The sequence below is a fragment of the Phocaeicola sp. HCN-6420 genome (assembly GCF_037890145.1).
Lineage (GTDB): Bacteria > Bacteroidota > Bacteroidia > Bacteroidales > Bacteroidaceae > Phocaeicola.
Map to the genome: position 1 here is coordinate 104,440 of NZ_JBBKBJ010000003.1, position 20,077 is coordinate 124,516.

General features: G+C 43.7%; 16 protein-coding genes and 1 riboswitch. Of the genes, 6 read left to right on the forward strand and 10 right to left on the reverse strand.

The features are described 5' to 3' along the window. Window positions 1–44: 44 nt before the first annotated feature. Genes WKT12_RS03400 through WKT12_RS03410 form a run of 3 tightly spaced genes read right to left on the reverse strand, consistent with a single transcriptional unit; the run spans window position 45 to window position 3,271 of the window. Entirely contained in the window at window positions 45–1,076 is a 1,032-nt protein-coding gene (locus WKT12_RS03400; RefSeq protein WP_021971764.1) for an ABC transporter ATP-binding protein, read from the reverse strand. Between the two features lie 4 nt (window positions 1,077–1,080). Next, complete coding sequence (locus tag WKT12_RS03405; protein ID WP_340318776.1) at window positions 1,081–2,115, reverse strand: iron ABC transporter permease; 1,035 nt, start codon at window positions 2,113–2,115, stop codon at window positions 1,081–1,083. A 19-nt stretch (window positions 2,116–2,134) separates the two neighbouring features. After that, complete coding sequence (locus tag WKT12_RS03410) at window positions 2,135–3,271, reverse strand: ABC transporter substrate-binding protein (protein ID WP_340318806.1); 1,137 nt, start codon at window positions 3,269–3,271, stop codon at window positions 2,135–2,137. Window positions 3,272–3,407: 136 nt separating this feature from the next. Beyond that, window positions 3,408–3,634, reverse strand: a riboswitch (cobalamin riboswitch). 91 nt (window positions 3,635–3,725) lie between these two features. Between WKT12_RS03410 and WKT12_RS03415 the strand changes: the two genes are divergently transcribed. The 4 genes from WKT12_RS03415 to WKT12_RS03430 all read left to right on the forward strand — a co-directional run bounded on the left by WKT12_RS03415 (window position 3,726) and on the right by WKT12_RS03430 (window position 10,667). Then, window positions 3,726–5,168: a potassium/proton antiporter gene (locus WKT12_RS03415; RefSeq protein WP_021971761.1), complete on the forward strand. Its 1,443-nt coding sequence runs from the start codon at window positions 3,726–3,728 to the stop codon at window positions 5,166–5,168. 72 nt (window positions 5,169–5,240) lie between these two features. Continuing rightward, the gene (locus tag WKT12_RS03420; protein ID WP_340318777.1) at window positions 5,241–7,445 is read left to right on the forward strand and encodes a sodium-translocating pyrophosphatase; all 2,205 of its coding nucleotides are present in this window, start codon (window positions 5,241–5,243) and stop codon (window positions 7,443–7,445) included. A gap of 215 nt (window positions 7,446–7,660) precedes the next feature. Next, window positions 7,661–8,986, forward strand: a complete 1,326-nt coding sequence (locus WKT12_RS03425; protein WP_340318778.1) for an OmpP1/FadL family transporter — start codon at window positions 7,661–7,663, stop codon at window positions 8,984–8,986. A gap of 424 nt (window positions 8,987–9,410) precedes the next feature. After that, on the forward strand, window positions 9,411–10,667 hold the full coding sequence (locus tag WKT12_RS03430) for a phosphoglycerate kinase (RefSeq protein ID WP_021971750.1): 1,257 nt from the start codon (window positions 9,411–9,413) through the stop codon (window positions 10,665–10,667). A gap of 443 nt (window positions 10,668–11,110) precedes the next feature. Here the strand turns inward: WKT12_RS03430 and WKT12_RS03435 are convergent, their stop codons facing one another. The 5 genes from WKT12_RS03435 to WKT12_RS03455 all read right to left on the reverse strand — a co-directional run bounded on the left by WKT12_RS03435 (window position 11,111) and on the right by WKT12_RS03455 (window position 15,919). Next, a complete protein-coding gene (locus WKT12_RS03435; RefSeq protein WP_021971749.1) occupies window positions 11,111–12,346 on the reverse strand; it encodes a sodium ion-translocating decarboxylase subunit beta in 1,236 nt (411 codons plus the stop codon). After that, window positions 12,346–14,205: a biotin/lipoyl-containing protein gene (locus WKT12_RS03440; RefSeq protein ID WP_021971748.1), complete on the reverse strand. Its 1,860-nt coding sequence runs from the start codon at window positions 14,203–14,205 to the stop codon at window positions 12,346–12,348. Before WKT12_RS03440 ends, WKT12_RS03435 begins: the two co-directional genes overlap by 1 nt. 30 nt (window positions 14,206–14,235) lie before the next feature. Next, entirely contained in the window at window positions 14,236–14,493 is a 258-nt protein-coding gene (locus WKT12_RS03445) for an OadG family protein (protein WP_021971747.1), read from the reverse strand. 135 nt (window positions 14,494–14,628) lie between these two features. Further along, the gene (locus WKT12_RS03450) at window positions 14,629–15,132 is read right to left on the reverse strand and encodes a nitroreductase family protein (protein WP_021971746.1); all 504 of its coding nucleotides are present in this window, start codon (window positions 15,130–15,132) and stop codon (window positions 14,629–14,631) included. Window positions 15,133–15,259: 127 nt separating this feature from the next. Further along, a complete protein-coding gene (locus WKT12_RS03455) occupies window positions 15,260–15,919 on the reverse strand; it encodes a DUF2490 domain-containing protein (protein ID WP_340318779.1) in 660 nt (219 codons plus the stop codon). 399 nt (window positions 15,920–16,318) lie between these two features. Between WKT12_RS03455 and WKT12_RS03460 the strand changes: the two genes are divergently transcribed. Then, window positions 16,319–16,972: an HAD family hydrolase gene (locus WKT12_RS03460; RefSeq protein ID WP_021971743.1), complete on the forward strand. Its 654-nt coding sequence runs from the start codon at window positions 16,319–16,321 to the stop codon at window positions 16,970–16,972. A gap of 74 nt (window positions 16,973–17,046) precedes the next feature. On the opposite strand, the gene pfkA is transcribed toward WKT12_RS03460, so the two are convergent. Both pfkA and WKT12_RS03470 read right to left on the reverse strand, forming a co-directional pair. Next, a complete protein-coding gene (gene pfkA / locus WKT12_RS03465; protein ID WP_340318780.1) occupies window positions 17,047–18,027 on the reverse strand; it encodes a 6-phosphofructokinase in 981 nt (326 codons plus the stop codon). A gap of 391 nt (window positions 18,028–18,418) precedes the next feature. Further along, window positions 18,419–19,078 carry a lipocalin-like domain-containing protein gene (locus tag WKT12_RS03470; protein WP_021971741.1) on the reverse strand — a complete coding sequence of 220 codons (660 nt, stop codon included), beginning with the start codon at window positions 19,076–19,078 and terminating at the stop codon, window positions 18,419–18,421. 196 nt (window positions 19,079–19,274) lie between these two features. On the opposite strand from WKT12_RS03470, the gene WKT12_RS03475 reads away from it, so the two are divergent. Next, complete coding sequence (locus WKT12_RS03475; RefSeq protein WP_021971740.1) at window positions 19,275–20,030, forward strand: NigD1/NigD2 family lipoprotein; 756 nt, start codon at window positions 19,275–19,277, stop codon at window positions 20,028–20,030. Window positions 20,031–20,077 lie beyond the last annotated feature (47 nt).

Sequence of the window (20,077 nt, forward strand, 5' to 3'; positions counted from 1 at the left end):
GCCAACGTCAGAAAAATATTTCCCCGCAGTAAAAAAGCAATTTCCTACAACTTGCCTGCAAGCAGTGGAGAGGCAAGCAACGATTCGAATGAAGAATAAATTTCGGAAGTCGTGCCGAGTGTGACGACCAGCCTGTTCGCCGCCTGCACATTGACCACAGGCAAGCACTGCTCTCTTGCGGCATCAGAAAGTCCAAGACACAAATATCCGTTGCGGTTCATCGCATTTTGCGTCCAGTGCCGCAATGTTTCATCGGTAGCTTCCAGATAAATACACTTGTTTCCTTTCACGGCAGGAGAATAAATGCCATGCATCGAATCGAAACGGATGTCATCGTGCGGGAAAAGATTATCCATCTTATGAGCCAATATCAAGTCTTCGGTCACTCCACACTCCAGCCCCTCTCCTTTTTTCATCAGCCAAAGTCTGTCGCCAAGCACCAACGCCTGCTCGATGTCGTGGGTAGACATCAGGATAGCACGCTGTTCTTCTCCGGCAAGCCGGTGCAGCAAGGTCATAATTTCAATACGACTTACCACATCGAGAAAAGCGGTCGGCTCGTCAAGCAATATCAAAGGGCACTCCTGAACCAACGCTTTGGCTATCATCACCTTCTGACGTTCTCCATCCGACAGCTCGGCGGTATATTTCGAAGCCTTGTCGGCTATGCCTACAGCTTGCAGTGCATGCTCGATCTTTTCATTATCTTCGCGACTTAACCTTCCGAAGAATCCGGTATGTGGCTGGCGTCCCAAAGCGACAAGCTCCCGTACCGACAATCCTCCGGCTTGCGTCTTGTCGGTCAGCACAATCCCTATCGCACGCGAACGTTCTTTGGGAGAGTAACCGGAAAGACTCTTGCCCAGCAGGGAAATCTCTCCCGACAGAGAAGGCTGTACGGCGGCCAACGTACGGAGAAGTGTGGATTTTCCCGCTCCGTTAGCTCCCAGCAGACAAGTCAGTTCTCCACGATACAGGCTGAAGTTCAAGTGATGATGTACCGTTTCCTCCCGTTTTCCACGACGATAACCTATGTTCAGATTCTTACCTTCTATGACAACAGACTTCGGATTCATGCTTTTAATTAAAATATTGTATTTTCCGCTGGTTGATAATCACGTAAATAATTACCGGAGCACCCAGCAGAGGTGTTACGGCATTGAGCGGAATAATGCCCGATTCACCCGGCAAGATACAGATAAGATTGCACAATAACGCTACGGCACTACCTGTAAGCAGTGTAACCGGCATAAGTGAATTGTGATTCGACGTTCCCAACATCAGTCGTGCCATATGTGGAACCGCCAGACCGATAAAGGCGATCGGCCCGCAAAAGGCTGTTGTAACGGCTGTAAGCAGACCGGTAGCAAGCAACAACAAGTTACGGACACGGCGTATATTAATACCTAAATTTTCGGCGTAACGCGTGCCAAGCAGCAAGGCATTAAGAGGCTTTATCAGCAAGATGGCGACCAGCAGTCCCAATAGCGTAACGACAGAAAAGCCGGGAAGCTGCGCCATCGAAACACCTCCAAAGTTGCCTAATCCCCAGATTACAAACGAATGGACCCCTTCGGCTGTAGAAAAGAAGTTGAGCAAGGAAATCACCGACGAAACAACGTAGCCAATCATGATGCCGGCAATAAGCAACATCACACTGTTTTTTATCACGACCGACAGAAATAAGATAACTGCCATAACCAAAACAGCTCCGGCAAAAGCCCCGGCAACCACAGAAAGAAAACCGGAAAGTACAAATTCACCGGCAACAATGCTTCCTCCTCCTGCCAACAAGACCAGCGCAACTCCCAGACTTGCCCCTGAACTGATACCCAAGATAGAAGAGTCGGCAAGCGGATTACTGAATACAGTCTGGAGCATCAGCCCCGATGCAGAAAGAGCCGCTCCGCAAAGTAATGCTGTAACACACTGGGGAACACGCGATTCCCATATAATGAAGCGCCAGCTTTCCTTTTCCGCATCCCCGCCAAGCAAGATACGTCCTACCGCCCTGAACGGGATGTCTACCGAACCGAATATCAAGTTTGCCGCAACGAGCACTACAATGATTCCTGCAAGCACACAGCCATATATATATCCTTTATTCGCCTTCATGCATACGAGGTTTAACTTATCACTCCGCTAAATTAGTAAAATATCTCGGAGCATAGTCTTTCAGAACTTCCGGATGAAAGACTTTTACCAAATCTTCCAGCAGAAGTTCGGGATGAAAAGGTACTTCTTCGTAAAAAGAAATGCGGCTGGTATTGCATCCGTATACCCGTCGGTTACGGAATGCATCAAAATTGGCATAAGGCGCATAGTCGTTCTTCAGTTCCCGATAAGTCTTGTCAGTCTGCTGATTATATTTTATCAGCCAGAAATCGGCATGCTGTCCTCTGTCGAACACCGCTTCGAAGGCCAGCGATGCCGAACCACTCTGTGGAATATCAGAAAAGATATAGCGTGCGCCGGCATCAGCATACACTTTTGCCATCGTACTGTTTCCTCCCGGCACATACCAGGTTCCTCCAGTCTTCAGTTCCGTAATAACAGTCGGCTTGGGTGATATATCTTTTACCCGATTACGAAGTGAGAGATATTTCCGTTCCACTTCGGCAAACAGCGAGTCGGCTTCTTGTTCTTTGCCGAACAAAAGTCCGTAAAAACGCACCCACTCGGCACGTCCCAACGCCGAAGTTTCCATATAATCGGCACATTCCAGAATCGGCACGTTCAGCTTTTCTATCCGTCCGTATCCTCCACTATTCTGATAAGGTGAAAGCAATATGGCATCTGGATGCATGTCGATAACCTTTTCTATATCCGGATTCATGCTGCTTCCCGCATCCGTAACGCTGCCATTCCGGCAGCCTTCCAGCACGGCAGGAATACGCATATACTGCAAGTCGCATACACCTTTTACCTTATCCAAGGCTCCCAGTTCCTGCAAAAGCCCACAATGTACCGACGAATAGACCAGTGCCCGAGTCAGAGGTACCTGTATCACGGTTCCTTCAGGAAGTGACATCGCAGTCGTATCCTTCTTGTCCACCAGCAGATAAGTATGAAGTATTTGCAACGTGTCCCAGGGATTCCTTAACGTGACTTTCGTATATCGGTCATACTTTACAATCTGCAAGTTCTCGGCATAATGCAACCGGAGCGTATCTCCCTGCTCCTGCAAAAAAGAGGTCTTGCTCTTTCCACCGCAAGCAGAAAGCAGCAAGACCATAAGTACTATATGGGCAGATAGTATGTATCTCTTCAAAACATTCTTTACGACAATCATTTTCTTAAATGCAAATAAAACAAGAACAACATGGACGGGAAAAAATCCCGCATTTTGTACTTGAAATAAAATTTATACAATCAGTTTACGTTCCTGTAACCTTTTCCTCGAAGGTACAAGCGTGACACGTTTTGCAGGTCTTCTGACTTACTCCGGTTTGTTATGCCTTCCCGCCTTTTCATTCAACCCGAAGAAACGGCAGTGGCTCGAAGTGGTAAACAAACCTTTATCACGGAGCTTACAGCAGCGGGACTGTCCGGGACTTTCACCCGATTCCCTTTTCATCCGCAGCTTCGCACTACCAATCGGGAAGCCTGACGGAACAAAACTGTGACAAATATATGCAATAACTTCGTACAATACAACAGAACGTGAACCAAAATCCAAATTTATTTGTTTACTTTGCACATATACTTTATAATAAAACAGTCTCATGATTACAGCAGAAAATATTTTACTTGTCGGCTCTGTCCTGATATTTACCAGTATTCTTATCAGTAAAACCGGATATCGTTTCGGTATTCCTACCTTGCTTTTATTCCTGTTGGTAGGAATGGCATTCGGCAGCGACGGACTGGGTATTCAGTTCAATAGTGCTTCCGACGCCCAGTTCATCGGTATGATGGCACTGAGTATCATTCTGTTTTCCGGCGGTATGGATACACGATATGCCGATATCAAACCCGTGCTAAAGCAAGGTATACTGCTTTCTACCGTAGGAGTGCTGGTCACCACGCTACTGACAGGTTCGTTTATTTTCTTTCTTTCGAATCATACACAGGCTAACATAGAACTTACGCTGCTGGTTTCCCTACTGCTTGCAGCTACCATGTCGTCAACCGACTCTGCATCGGTATTCAGCCTTCTGCGTTCCCAACGGATGAATCTAAAATACAATCTTCGTCCGATGCTGGAACTGGAAAGTGGTAGTAACGACCCAATGGCATACATGCTTACCATTGTGCTTATTCAGGTTATAGGCAGTGGAAGTGATTTTAACATAGGTATCATACTGAAAGATTTGTTTCTGCAGTTCCTCTTCGGCGGAGTTCTGGGATATGCTTTCGGAAAGTTCGCTGTATGGCTTATCAACAAAATAGAACTTTCCAACGGTGCACTCTACCCTATTCTGCTGCTCAGTATTGTCTTCATCACTTTCACGCTTACCGATTTGGTAAAAGGAAACGGATATCTTGCCGTATACATTGCAGGAGTAATCGTGGGCAATGCCCGGCTGGCTTTCCGGAAAGAAACAAACACTTTTATGAACGGACTTACCTGGCTGTTCCAGATTATTATGTTCCTTACACTGGGACTTCTGGTCAATCCGCACGAAATGCTCGACATTGCAGTTACAGCTTTGCTTATCGGTATATTTATGATTCTGATAGCACGCCCTGTCAGCGTATTCCTCTGCCTGCTTCCTTTTAAGGGAATCAGCAACAAGGCACGCATTTTTATTTCATGGGTAGGATTAAGAGGTGCCGTACCTATTATTTTTGCCACTTATCCGGTTATAGCTCAGATACCAGGTTCCAATCAGTTGTTCAACATCGTATTTTTTATTACCTTGTTGTCGCTCATCATACAGGGTATGACTATCTCGAAAATGGCACGCTGGCTCAAGCTCGACCTTCCCGAAGAAAAAGAAGGGAATGACTTCGGCGTTGAACTGCCTGATGAAATTGACACTCATCTAAACGATATAACCTTGACAGAAGATATGCTGACTGTGGGCAACCGACTGGCTGATATGAACATCCCAAAGGGAACACTGGTCATGCTGATTAAACGCGGAAACGAATTCATCATCCCGAACGGACAGATTGAACTGCACGCAGGCGATAAGTTGCTGGTCATGTCAGAAAAGAAATAAAAGTAAGGTAATCAGTACTTTGTTTCCATTTTATTTATTAAATTTGGGATACAACTTTTAATCTCAAACTTTATGGAAACATATCTTTTTTGGTTAATCCCCACTGCATCTGTATTAGCACTTGCTTTTGCAGGATATTTCTATAAACAGATGATGCGGGAAAGTGAAGGCAGCCCTGAAATGCAAAAAATAGCAGCGCACGTGCGCAAGGGTGCTATGTCTTATTTAAAACAGCAATATAAAATTGTTACGTTAGTTTTTATCGGACTGGTTGTTCTGTTCTCCATTATGGCATACGGATTCAACCTGCAAAATCATTGGGTTCCGATTGCTTTTCTTACAGGAGGTTTCTTTTCTGGATTATCTGGCTATCTGGGCATGAAAACTGCGACCTATGCTTCGGCACGTACGGCCAATGCGGCACGTCGCTCTTTAGACAGCGGACTACGAATTGCTTTCCGAAGCGGAGCAGTCATGGGACTGGTCGTAGTGGGATTAGGATTGTTCGATATTTCTTTCTGGTATCTTCTTTTGGAATATTGTATTCCGGATGATGCCATAAATCCGACTGCCAAGTTGTGTATTATAACAACCACGATGCTGACATTCGGCATGGGAGCATCGACACAAGCTCTGTTTGCCCGAGTGGGAGGAGGCATATATACTAAAGCAGCCGACGTGGGAGCTGATCTGGTGGGAAAGGTAGAAGCCGGTATTCCTGAAGATGATCCTCGTAATCCTGCTACGATAGCCGACAACGTAGGCGATAATGTGGGAGATGTTGCTGGCATGGGGGCCGACTTATACGAATCGTATTGTGGCTCTATTCTGGCAACAGCAGCATTGGGAGCCGCAGCCTTTATCGGTACAGGCGATACGGTAATGCAGTTCAAGGCTGTCATTGCACCTATGCTGATTGCAGCCATTGGAATTGTTCTTTCCATCATCGGTATATTTGCCGTACGTACTAAAGAGAATGCAAGCATAAAAGAACTGCTTAAAGCCCTTTCAACCGGAACAAGCTTGAGCTCTGTTCTTATCGTAATTGGTACGTTCTTTATACTATGGATGCTTGACATTACAAACTGGATAAATATAGCTTTCGCTGTTGTGGTGGGGCTTGTGGTAGGAGTTATCATCGGACAATCTACAGAATATTATACCTCCCAGTCGTATAAGCCTACACGAAAACTTTCGGAAAGTGGAAAAACCGGTCCGGCTACGGTCATTATTTCCGGCATCGGATTAGGTATGATTTCAACGACAATTCCTGTCATCGCTGTCGTAGCCGGTATCATACTCTCCTACTGGCTGGCATCCGGATTCGATTTCAGTAACATCAGTATGGGATTATACGGTATCGGTATAGCCGCTGTAGGAATGCTTTCTACCTTAGGCATCACACTGGCTACCGACGCTTATGGTCCGATAGCCGACAATGCAGGAGGAAATGCTGAAATGAGCGGATTGGGTGAAGATGTACGCCGTCGCACCGATGCTCTCGATTCGTTGGGAAATACTACTGCCGCTACAGGAAAAGGCTTCGCTATCGGTTCGGCTGCATTGACGGGGCTCGCCTTGCTTGCCTCGTATATAGAAGAAATCCGAATCGGACTGGAGCGTATCGGTACAACAGTTCTTGAACTTCCGGGAGGAAACAGCGTCACACTCAGCGAGGCAAGTTTCACAGATTTCATGATGTATTACGATGTTACATTAATGAATCCAAAGGTACTTGCCGGAATGTTTATAGGCAGTATGATGGCTTTCCTGTTCTGTGGACTGACAATGAATGCGGTAGGACGTGCTGCTGCCAGCATGGTAGAAGAAGTACGTCGTCAGTTCCGTGAAATAAAGGGTATACTGGAAGGAAAAGCGGAACCTGATTATGCCCGCTGTGTGCAGATTTCTACCCAAGGAGCACAGCGTGAAATGGTATTTCCTTCTTTACTGGCCATAGTGGCTCCTATCGTAACGGGATTACTTTTTGGCATTCCCGGTGTAATCGGCTTGCTGATTGGCGGACTGGCTTCTGGTTTCGTACTTGCCATATTCATGGCAAATGCCGGAGGAGCATGGGATAATGCGAAAAAATATGTAGAAGAAGGAAACTTTGGCGGCAAAGGAAGCGAAGTACACCGTGCTACAGTCGTAGGTGATACTGTAGGCGATCCGTTTAAAGATACTTCCGGTCCCAGCCTGAATATCCTTATTAAGCTAATGAGCATGGTGGCTATTGTCATGGCTGGACTGACTGTTTCCTGGAGCCTCTTCTGATAAATATTGCTTCTATAAAAACATTTAATTTTCCAACCCTTCACGTCTCTCATATTTATCCCAGAAAGTTAAACGACAAAGTGGGCATAAGACGTGAAGGGTTTTCAATTAGTTTCTTTTAAAACTATTTCTTTTGCAATAAACAAGTCAAAAACTTTGTACACAAATAAAATTAGACTACCTTTGCGGCTTCAAATTACTAAATTTTTATTTTAATGAAGAAACTTCTATTAATTGGCGCAGCGACGCTAATCGTTTCAACTTCAACTTTTGCGGGAGATTATTTAACTAATACCAATCAGCATGCTGCTTTCTTACGTATGGCAGCACGAGGTGCTTCGATTGACGTAGATGGAGTATATAGTAATCCTGCCGGACTGGCTTTTTTATCTAAAAATGGATTTCATTTATCACTAACCGGACAAAGCGCATATCAGACGCGTGAAATAGCTGCCACATCCGGACTTTGGACATTGGATGGAAAAGAAACTACACAGAATTACAAAGGAACTGCTTCGGCTCCATTTATTCCTTCTTTCCACGGCGTGTATAAAGATGACAAATGGGCTATTTCCGCAAGTTTTGCAGTAACTGGCGGTGGAGGAAAAGCTTCTTTCGATAATGGTCTGCCCATGTTTAATGCACTGGCTACCGCCATGTTGTATCAACAGCAAATTACCCCAGACAAATATACCATCAATACGGCAATGGATGGCAAACAATACATCTATGGCGTACAGTTGGGCTTGAGCTATAAAATAAATGACTGGCTCGGTGTTTATGCAGGAGGGCGCATGAATTACGTGAAAAGTGGGTACGAAGGTTACCTGACTGCTTCTCTCAAAAAGGACATTCCACAAATGGGAGGTAAGGAAATCGCAAATTTGGCTTTGGATTGCGATCAAAGCGGATGGGGTATTACTCCAATCATCGGCGTGGATGCCAAATTAGGGAAATGGAACTTCGGTGCAAAATATGAATTTATCACAAATTTGAACATTGAAAATCAAACTCATACACTGAAAGTACCTGAAGATGTTCCAGCTGAGGTATTAAAGCCTTATGCCGATGGAGAACAAACTCCCAGTGACATACCTGCTATGTTGAGCGTAGCTGCCGGATATGAGATTTTACCTAATCTGCGTGCTTCCGTTGAATATCACTTTTTCGATGATAAGCATGCCGGTATGCTGAACGATCGTCAGAAAACATTGAAACACGGCACACATGAATATCTCGCCGGTTTAGAGTGGGATATTATTAAGGAACTCACCGTAAGTGGAGGTTTCCAGAAAACAAGTTACGGACTTAGTGATGAATTCCAGACAGACACCAGCTTTTACTGTAGTTCTTACTCGCTGGGATTCGGTGCACGTGTCAACTTCAATGCTGCATGGAGTATCGATATAGCCTACTTCTGGACTAACTACGATGACTATACTAAGACATTGTCAAGTTATAACAATACCGGAATCAAAGGTACAGACGTATACAGCCGCACCAATAAAGTATTCGGACTAAGTCTGAACCATAATTTTTAATTGTATTTCCAACCTTTTAAGAGGTAGTCTTTAGTATACTACTTTTTAGCCTGTCATTAATTATATATCAATGACAGGCTTTTTATTTTTGATTTCTTACACTATTATATACCAGCAAAGAAATAGCAAACGAACTGAATATTGACCGTAATACGGTAGAAACATATAAAGACCGGTAAAAAGCAAGCTCGACTGCAAATCGGCTATCGAAATTGTTGTATTTGCCTACAAGAACAAACTTATAGATTAATTCTCAGTCATACAAGCAGCTATAACAGCCACTGTGCACTCTTTTTTAATAGAAAATAACACACCCGAACGAATTTAGATGAAAGAGATTGAACTTCGTCACATTTTTTTCTTAACTTTGCGCTGCAACTCAAAGCAAGATTATAAACAACTTTAAACAAAAAATATTGAGATTATGATGACTATTGACAAATTCAACTTTGCTGGAAAAAAGGCAATCGTTCGCGTTGACTTCAACGTACCTTTGAATGAAGAAGGTAAAATTACAGACGATACTCGTATCCGTGGTGCTCTGCCTACTCTGAAAAAAATTTTGGCAGACGGTGGCGCTCTGATTATTATGTCACACATGGGTAAGCCAAAAGGTAAAGTAAACGCTAAATATTCTTTGAGCCAGATTGTAGATGCTGTTGCTGCAGCTCTGGGTACTCCTGTAAAATTTGCTCCAGACTGTGCTAAAGCTCAGGATGCAGCTGCTGCTTTGAAACCGGGTGAAGTATTGTTGCTCGAAAACCTGCGTTTCTATCCTGAAGAAGAAGGCAAACCTGTAGGTATCGAAAAAGAAGATCCTGCATACGAAGATGCAAAGAAAGAAATGAAAGCTCGCCAGAAAGAATTCGCTAAAACTTTGGCTTCTTACGCAGACTGCTATGTAATGGATGCTTTCGGTACAGCTCACCGTAAACATGCTTCTACAGCTGTTATCGCTGATTACTTCGATGCAGACCACAAGATGTTGGGTTACCTGATGGAAAAAGAAGTAAAAGCTGTTGATAACGTATTGAAAGATATCAAACGTCCGTTCACTGCTATCATGGGTGGTTCTAAAGTTTCTACTAAGATCGGTATCATCGAAAACCTGATGGACAAAGTAGATAACCTAATTCTTTGTGGTGGTATGGCATTTACATTCGCTAAAGCTCAGGGTGGTAAGATTGGTAACTCACTGGTAGAAGACGATAAATTGGATTTGGCTTTGGATATCATCGCTAAAGCTAAAGCTAAAGGCGTAAACTTGGTTCTGGGTTGCGACTGTATCGCTGCTGATAAATTTGCAAACGATGCCAATACTCAGGTTTGCGACGACAAGAACATTCCTGACGGATGGATGGGATTGGATGCAGGTCCTAAGACTTGCGAAGAGTTCAAAGCTGCAATCAAAGGTGCTAAGACTATTTTGTGGAACGGTCCTGCCGGTGTATTCGAATTCGACAACTTCGCTGGTGGTTCTAAGGCAATTGCTGAAGCAATCGCTGAAGCAACTAAAGAAGGTGCATTCTCACTGATCGGTGGTGGTGACTCTGTAGCTTGTATCAATAAATTTGGTATGGCTGATCAGGTTTCTTACATCTCTACTGGTGGTGGTGCTTTGCTGGAAGCTATCGAAGGAAAAGTTCTTCCGGGTATTGCTGCTATCCGTGGCGATAAATAATAAAAGCCCCCTTAAATTTTTCTATAACCCCAGGGTAATTCTTCGCGAGAAGAGTTACCCTTTTTTATTTTCATCCTCATTAATATCTCTTTCCAATTCTCTATTTAAATCCCTGCTTGAATTAATAAACCTCTTCCGCTCCTCCGAAAATCATTCAAGTTTCGACGGAAAGGAATAAATAGCATGTTTAAATTATATGCACAACAACACTCAAAACTATCTTTTGCTTCCTCTTCTGAAGGACATTTCATACACATATCAGATATCGATTCTAATATTCCAACAAGCAAAGAATCTTATCAGTATCACACCATTTTATGAATATCAATCCCCACAATAAATAAAGACTCCCTTTATGTTCCAGTCGATCAGCAACTACAAGAGATGCCAACAAGAAACATAAAGAGAGCCTTATGCTAAAATATCAAAAGAGAGTCAGTATCTTATCCCAAGAATGAAATCAGCACACCGGCTGCAACAGCCGAACCGATAACACCCGAAATATTACTTGCCATACAATACTGAAGCACATGATTCTTCGGATCGTATTTCAGTGCGATTTCATTTGCCACACGACTTGCCATCGGAACAGCACTCAATCCAGTAGCTCCAATCAGCGGATTAATCTTCTTCTTGGTAAAGAGGTTAACAACCTTCACAAACAAAATACCGCCTGATATAGACAATGCAAAGGCAAGGAAACCACCTACTACGATACCGATGGTAGTCCAGTTTAGGAAAGCATCTGTAGTCATGGTAGCTCCAACCGAAATACCCAGGAAGATTGTTGCTGCATTCATGATGCTGTTGGAAGCAGCATCGAACAAACGTGAAGTATTTGTACCTATTTCCTTTACCAAGTTACCAAACATCAACATACCAATCAAAGGTACAGCACTCGGCACAAACAAAGCTACAATAGTAGTAACCACAATAGGGAACAATATCTTCAGTACACGCAAGTTCTTAATCTCTGTTTTCGAAGGATATTTCTTTTCCTGCTCCTTCATATTGATGGAAAGTTCTTTCTTGGTACACCAGATACGAACTACCAGCGGAATGATAACCGGAACCAGCGCCATGTACGAATAAGCAGCAATAGCGATAGGACCCAGCAAATGAGGAGCCAGCTTGATTGTCGTAAAGATAGCAGTCGGACCGTCGGCACCACCGATGATACCCAGTGAAGCAGCTTCTTTCGGAGTGAAGCCCATCAGAATAGCTACCAGCAATACTGCAAAGATACCCAACTGTGCTGCTGCTCCAAAAATAGAAAGACGAAGATTACGCAACATCGGACCAAAGTCGGTCAGCGCACCTACTCCCATAAAAATGATAGGAGGAAGGAATCCCGTCTTGATTAACATATAATAGATGAAGTTCATCAGTCCCAAATCATGAGCGATTTCATGCAACGGCATCTCCCAAATGTTCTTCATCACTCCATTCACCATCACCATGCCATTTTCATCGGCCTGAATTACTCCCATATCGCCACCCGGGAAATTGGCAAGCAACACCCCGAAAGCAATCGGCACCAGCAACAGCGGTTCATACTGTTTCTTGATACCCAGATAGAGGAGTATAAAGGCAATGGCATACATGATGAGAAACCGCGGATCAGCAACAATATTGCTGAACGCAGTCATATCATATAATCTTGCAAATATATCTTCCATTATAATATCTTCATTAATACATCATCTTCTGATACGGAATCACCTGAATTAACACAAATGGCTGTTATGGTACCACTGAATTCGGCACGGATAGCATTGTAAGTCTTCATAGCCTCTACATAGCATATCACATCGCCCTGGTTTACCTTGTCGCCCACCTTCAGCGGAGTTTCCTGAGCATTCTTCGTCAGGAAGAACTTACCTTCAAGCGGTGAAAGCACTTCCTTGCCTTCGCCCGACGGAGCAGGAGCAGTCTGTCCTTCTGATGCAACAGCCTGAGCGCCATGTAAAGTCGCCGGATTGACATCGCCAAAGGCTACTGTCACACGATACGGCTGACCATTGACATCGACAGTCAATATCTTGGTCTGGTCGTTTGCCATATGTACTTCCTCTTTTGCTTCACGGCGTTTCTTTACATCTTCTAGGAAATCAGCCTTCGCCTTACCACTCTTGTAAGCCTCATACTGAGCCGGATGCATAGCATATTCGAACAACTCTTCGTCGTCCTGTCCGGTTTCCCATTTCTTCTCCCACATCATCTGGCGATATTTCTCCAACTGATCCGGATAATTATCCTGCGGATTGCCGGTAAAGAACTTACGTCCCTCACGTTCTGCCTTCTCAACAATTTCAGGAGCCAGCTTGCCAGGCAACTGTCCTGCCTTACCCAGAATCATATCCCAGATATCATCGGCAATCATCCCCCAGCGTTCCTTACCTTTCTCCATCTGGATAACATTCATCATGGCCAGGTTCTTCACATACTGGCTGAACGGAGTTACCAGACACGGATAGCCGACACGCGGCCATACGTAAGAAACTTCGTTGAACAACTTGATGAGCAATTCATCCTGTGTCATGAACGGCAAGTTACGTTTTGCCTTATACTTATTGATAGACTCCAAGTTTGTTTCCAGATCGGCCATCAAGCTACCCATCATACCACCCGGCAGTCCCGGACCAATCAGCAAGGAGTTCATCAGACGGTTACGCGGACTGATGTACAATCCCAGGAAATCATCCATAAATTCCTGAATAAGCGAACGAACCTTCATGTAAGCATGCATATTGATTTCAGGAACCTTGAAACCAGCATCCTTCAACATTGCCTGCACACTGATAACATCGGCATGTCCGGTACCCCATGACAAAGGCTCCATACCCACATCCACATAGTCGCAGCCTGCCTTACATACTTCGAGAATAGAAGCCATGTTAAAGCCTGGTCCGGCATGAGAGTGATACTGAATAGTAATATCTTTCTTTATCTGCTTGATACCGGCAACGATTTTACCTAAGAAAACCGGACGTCCGATACCTGCCATATCCTTAATACAGATTTCGTCACATCCGGCTTCAATCAACTTCTTTGCCATATCCAGATAATATTCTACCGTATGTACCGGTGAATATGTGATACACAAGCAACACTGAGAAATCATTCCAGCATCGTGAGCATAACCGATTGAAGGGATTATATTACGAACGTCATTCAGTCCGCAAAATGTACGAGTAATATCTGTACCTTGTGCTTTCTTTACCTTGTAAAACAATTTACGTACGTCGGCAGGAACCGGACTCATTCGCAAACCATTCAAGGCACGGTCCAACATATGCGTTTGAATTCCCGCTTCGTGGAACGGCTTTGTCCACTCACGTACGGCTCTATTCGGGTTTTCTCCAAAAAGCAAGTTAACTTGTTCAAAACCGCCCCCGTTTGTTTCAACACGAGCGAAACACCCCATTTCGATAATGGCTGGGGCAACCTTAACCAACTGGTCTACGCGAGGCACATATTTTCCTGCGCTCTGCCACATATCACGAAAGACCAGACTAAATTTTACTTCTTTTTCCATTGTGCAAGTAATGTGTTTTTCTTAACAGAATCATTTCAATTTTTCAATCTTTATCACCTGACCTTTACCGGCAGTCAAGATTTCCACCGCAGCTTTGATAGCATCCATTGCTCCGGCATCCGTTGAAGGTCCACTTGTAGCAGGCTTTTTCTTGGGTGCTTCTTCGGGAGCTATTTTATTCACTACTGAAATGAGGAACTGACTTAACCAGATAACAATCAGAAGAATCAAGAAAACGGTACACATTCCGACTACCATTAACAATAATCCTATTCCGATGTTCTCCATAATAATTATAAGTAAGTTATCAATAATATAAAAATAAAAAAACACTCTCCAGAATATGAAATTCTAAAGAGTGTCCCAAAATTACTGATTCAGATTACAATTCGTAAATATCCCCTATTAAATAATGTAAATTTATCAGAATAAAATATCCTGTACGGGCTTACGAGTCTTTTCCGGAACGTCTTGAGTGGCAGCATACCCTATCGGAATAAGGGCTATCGGCTCCATATTTCCGGGCAATCCCAGTATTTCCTTGCAACGAGGAACATCGAAATTGCATACCCAGCACGTACCAAGTCCCTGCTCGGTTGCTGCCAGACACAAATGTTCCACGGCAATGGCAATGTCTACGTCAGTATGGTCTTTGTTGTCCAGCTTGCGGTGCCATGCCACATCGTGGTCGCCACAGGCTACAATGATACAAGGGGCTGTCTTTATCCACTCACGAGGATAGGTCGATTTCAGGGCATCCAGCAGATTTTTCTCGGTTACAACCGAAAATTTCCATGGCTGAAAGTTTACAGCCGACGGTGCCAGACGCACACATTCCAATATATAATCCAATTTACTTTGTTCAATCGGGCGTTCTACATAACTTCTTACCGAATGACGAGCTTTTACCAATTCCAGAAAATTCATCTTATCAAAAAAATTTAAGTATTACCATTGCAAAAGTACGAAAGTTCTTTCATAAAAAGACATCCGCCTTCTTTTTATCTTATCGTGACTTCACTTCACCGAAACATGTTTTATCCCAGCAAGGCAATCAAAAGCCGACAGAAAATTCCAGTCCCGCAATATTGACAGAGCGTTCCGGCTCATACTGGCGACAGTAAAAGACATCACACGAACACCTCTTCGAAATTCGGATGTTTATCCCCGGACGGTAACGCATCCGTGCCACACTGAAAAAAGCCTTTCCTCCTATCGGTTGATAAAGCTCCACCGAGAAATAAGGCTGTACCCTCCAGACACCGGGAGCATAATCAGCCTTGATACGCGAACGAAGCCGGCTTTCCGTTTCTCCTTCAGAAATTGTCTGTTGAAAATATTCACGCAGGGAAAACTTAAAGTTCCGGCATTTTACGCTTGCCTGCGGTCCCAGCAAATAACGATGCCGAAATTTCCAGCCTTCATCTCCCCTGTTCCGATAGTGAAGCTCGTATGCTCCCGAAAATTTCAGAAAGGAACAGATATCATAGGAAGCCCCCAAGTTAAAGCTGACACGGTCGGCCTCCTTCACATGATTTTTCGAACGGAACTCTGCCATGGCAGACACATTCCAGCGGGTTGCCAGCCGGTGATGAACCTTCACTCCGGTCCATGTAGTAAAATCATCCGACTGAGCACAGACTGTACAGACCGGCAATAATACCAACACAACCAGACAGGTCCACCCAAGAGCAAATCGTATCTTGTTCTTCATAGCAACTGTTTATCAGGATTAACTCAAGACTGGTACATACTGTATATCCATCAGACCTGTCGGTCCATTCGTTCAGACAGTATGTACAGCCTCTAAATTAATATTTTTCTCCAAGTCATACAAATAAAATGCCCTCATGCCGAAAAAGTTTCTTCTCCTTCCGGACAGAAGCTCTGCAAGTCTTCTGGAAAATTTGTACAAATTCTAAAATCTTTTGTACAAATTTAAAAAAAACGTGCCGACGTTTTTTCCAGTTTCCGCCGACGTTTTCATTCATCTCTGCCCGGAAATGAAACGGGCAGTCGCCAACAACCGACAAACAAGCGCTTTTTCGCTTCGAAAGGATATTATTCATTCATTTATTATATCTTTGCACGACCAAAAACAAGAAATGAAAAGATGAAAAAACTAGCAATTTTCGACCTCGACGGAACGTTGCTCAATACGATAGCCGACCTTGCAGGAGCTACCAACTATGCATTGCGCGAATGTGGATACCCTACGCATGATACAGATGCATACCGCTACTTTGTAGGAAACGGCATCAACAAGCTCTTTGAGCGCGCCCTGCCGGAAAGTGAACGCAATGAAGCCAATATTCAGAAAATACGTTCGCTGTTTGTTCCTTATTATAATGTACACAATGCCGACCTCAGCCGTCCCTATCCGGGTATTGTCAATGTACTGGATACGCTACAGCAAAGAGGCATGATGCTGGCCGTTGCTTCCAACAAGTATCAGGAGGCTACTTATAAACTGATCAAGCAATACTTTCCGGAAATAAAGTTTGTACAGATATTCGGGCAGCGAGAAGGAGTACCTGCCAAGCCCGACCCGAGCGTTGTTTTCGAGATTATTGAAAAAACAGGAGTTAACAAAGAAGCAGTAGTCTATCTGGGAGATTCGAGTGTCGACATGCAGACCGGAATAAATGCCGGGGTAACAACTATAGGTGTAAGCTGGGGGTTCCGTCCGCGCACGGAGCTGGAGGCTTATCATCCCGATTTCATTGCCGATCGTACGGAAGACATCCTGAAATTTCTGACTGCATAAAAAAAACGCCACAGGTCTTGTACGTTTCCACCCAAGCGGAACCTGCATAACCTGTGGCGCATTAAAAAACTTTATCAGATAGAAAGCTCATCGAGCACTTTTATCAACGACTTATCCAGCGGCTTGTCTTTCTTGATAGCTTCCGTGAACGGAACATATACAATCTTGTCATTGCGGATACCAATCATTACGTTACGCTGGTCTTCCTTCAATGCTTCGATAGCTCCCACGCCCAGACGGCTTGCCAGAATACGGTCGTAAGCACTTGGAGAACCACCTCGCTGCAAATGTCCTAAAATGGTTACACGCACATCGTATTGCGGATATTCATTTTTCACACGTTCGGCATAATACATAGCACCGCCATTTTTCGGAGCTTCCGATACAATTACGATACTACTGTTCTTCGACTTACGGAAACCACGTCCGATAAACTTCTCAAGCTGGTCAACGTCTGTCTGGTCTTCAGGGATAATGGCAGCTTCTGCTCCCGAAGCAATCGCACTGTTCTGTGCCAGGAAACCGGCATCACGTCCCATAACTTCCACAAAGAAAATACGGTCGTGCGAAGTAGCCGTATCACGAATCTTATCCACACATTCTACAATTGTATTTAGTGCTGTATCATATCCGATAGTAGAATCGGTTCCATATAAATCATTGTCGATGGTTCCCGGCAAACCGATACATGGCACATCAAACTCATTGGCAAAGATTCTGGCTCCACTCAACGAACCATTTCCACCAATAATAACCAAAGCATCAATACCTGCGGCTACCATATTATCGTATGCCACCTTACGTCCTTCGGGAGTCATAAAATCTTTCGAACGTGCAGTCTTCAGGATTGTACCTCCACGCTGAATAATACTGCTGACATCCTGTGTCGTGAGATCCTTAATCTCATTCCGAATCAAACCTTCATACCCTCGGTAGATACCTTTTACCGTATAACCGTTGCAAATAGCACTACGCGTCACAGCACGAATTGCTGCATTCATTCCTGATGCATCACCTCCTGATGTCAGGATACCAATACACTTAATTTGTTTCATATAACTCGCTTGTTGAATTTTACAATTCATAAATACCAGAAAACGGTACCCCAAAAGTAGGACATTTCCCGAAAACAAAATAATCTGCATGTATAAATATCTATAAAATTCGCTGGCCGACAATAAAAAAGCTGCAATATTCCTCACGTTACATTTTCTTGCACGAACCGTACATTACCAGCTTTTCAAGCTATCAGACAGACTAAAAATGTTAGCAATGGAATAACTTTTGCAACATAGCTGTCAATCTGTCAAATTTTAATTTATTAATTTTGACATAACATTAATGATTAAAATCGACATTAAAAACATGAAAGCACACGTTCGTCTATTAACTATTGCCGCCTTAGGGCTGGCAAGTTCCGCTTAAGAACTATTCCCCTATAATATACTACTCGGCCGACAATGTGTCTATCTTCATTACATGATATACTCCGTCGTATTCGGCAGCAAATCCTTCATCGGTTTTTCCCATATCCAACACTTCCAGTACAGCATGTACCGGCGTGCCATTCTTCTGTCCTTTAGTCAGCTCATCGTATTGCTTGTAAAGTTCTCCGGTCTTGTCTATCACCCAATAATCAGCCGTATCGCCATCGGCAACAAAAGAATAAACTTCGTGTCCGATGATAAGCCGTCCTTCTACCAATTTCGGCTGCTCGTCTAATTCTTTTCTCTGTATTTTTCCAGCCTTTCCTTCCGTAACTCTTGTATAAGCATAGGCAACTCCATTCTTTTCGAGAAGCAAAGTCTGCTCCGACAAATCCTTAATCAACAACGTATCGTCAAAAGCTATCGTCTGCCCGTTACCGATACTTTTTCCGGAAAGAATCAGCATTCCGTTTTCCTTTTTCCACGATTCATACTGAAGTGTAGCCATATTGATGGAAGACGCCTTGCCGTCAGGTTCAAGCATAAAGCCTTGCTGCATCCCTTTCATGCCTGGTACGGGTTCTACCCATGCACCTTCTATTATATTCCCATCGCTGCAAGCCGGACACAAGACTGCACTACCCAACACAAGCACATTTAATAAAGTAAGATTCTTCATAACATTGGATTTTATAAAAATGATAAAATGCAAGTTATCAAGAATCAATGAAATCTGCAAGAGAAAAGAAAATTCAGAAAATAAAGAGCAAACAGAGATTTGAATAAATTAACTATTGACAATGCAGGATTCATATCTATCACACATTTAAAGAGTAAAAAAGGAAACTTCAACAATTAATTTAAACAGAACAATCATGAAAACACTTTTTTCTTTCCGCAAAGGAGTTGTTATAGCTGCGGCAATCGCCAGCATGGCTGGACTACAATCCTGCCTGGACGATGATGATAACAACTATTATTACCTCAATACTCCGAATGCGTTAGTTACCGCAAAGACCGACACAGACAATACGTTCTTCCTGCAACTGGATGACAGTACAACCCTACTGCCAGTAAACTATACCACATCTCCCTTCGGAGAAAAGGAAGTACGTGCGATAGCCAATATAGAAGAAGTAAACGAAGCAAGTGGGGCATATACCAAAGCCGTACGAATAAACTGGATAGACAGCATACTTACCAAACCGATTGCTCCGAATCTGGGTGAAGGAAATGACCAGACATACGGTACAGACCCGGTAGAAATCGTAAAAGACTGGGTAACCATTGCCGAAGACGGATACCTGACACTACGCTTCCGTACAATATGGGGCAACAGTTCGCAAGCACATTACGTCAATCTGCTTGCCGGAATCAATCCTGAAAATCCATACGAAGTTGAATTCAGACACAATGCATATGGTGATACGTCGGGAGAATATGGTGATGCACTGGTTGCTTTCAAACTGGATGGCCTGCCCGATACGGAAGGAAAGACAGTCAAACTCACCCTGAAATGGAAATCATTCAGTGGAGAGAAATCGGCCGAATTTAATTATTGTACACGTAAGCCGACGGCTCCACAAAATCCGGCTATCACATCGGTAAGAAACAGCTATCAATTAAAATAGCAAGCTTATTGTTTCATATAGTCTGATTTACCAGACAATAATGTCCC